Source organism: Ruegeria sp. AH12 (genome assembly GCF_056541465.1).
Map to the genome: position 1 here is coordinate 1 of NZ_JBQFYL010000196.1, position 581 is coordinate 581.

The window sequence follows — 581 nt, forward strand, 5'->3', positions numbered from 1 at the left end:
GACGCCTGTTTTCCACAAAAGCGTCTTGTATCCACCTTCAGCCTCGCCCTTTTTCAAGATCGAGGCATCGCGGAATGCCAATCCGCGACCTTGCAAGTCAGTTTCACCCGCATTTGCTTTGGCCGCAACCAAACCCGGTGCGACGATCTCCATTTCGACTACGTCGATATAGGGCAGCTGAACCCCATTTGAATCCACCCGATGGTAATAAGGGTTACGGACAAAGTTGTGCCGGATTTTCTTGCCCGAACTTGCGTTGAGCCATGGCTGCAACGTCGGCAGTTCATGATTGTCGTACTTATATAGATTGTCCAACTTGTTATGCAGCGCCGCCCAGCTTTTTACCCGCGCATCTTCGACCTTGAATGCCAGTTCTTCGGGGTCTGCAAACTTCTCGTGATACTGCTTAAGGAACTCAGACGGTCGATAGATAAAGGGCGGCCGCGCCTGAGCAAGTGATTGCAGGAAATTCGGGTTGGGGTCATCCCATTCGAATACAACTGTTGTTTCGTCGGGGAAGGTGACGGTGGGTGTTTTGCCTTCAACCAGCAGGAAATCTGGTGGGCCTGAAGGGCTGAGCA

Annotated in this window: 1 pseudogene; it reads right to left on the reverse strand. The window is 52.2% G+C overall.

Going from position 1 to position 581, the window contains the following annotated elements:
• Positions 1 to 581 (reverse strand): annotated as a pseudogene (locus ACR0EL_RS22590) (ABC transporter substrate-binding protein); the annotation flags it as partial.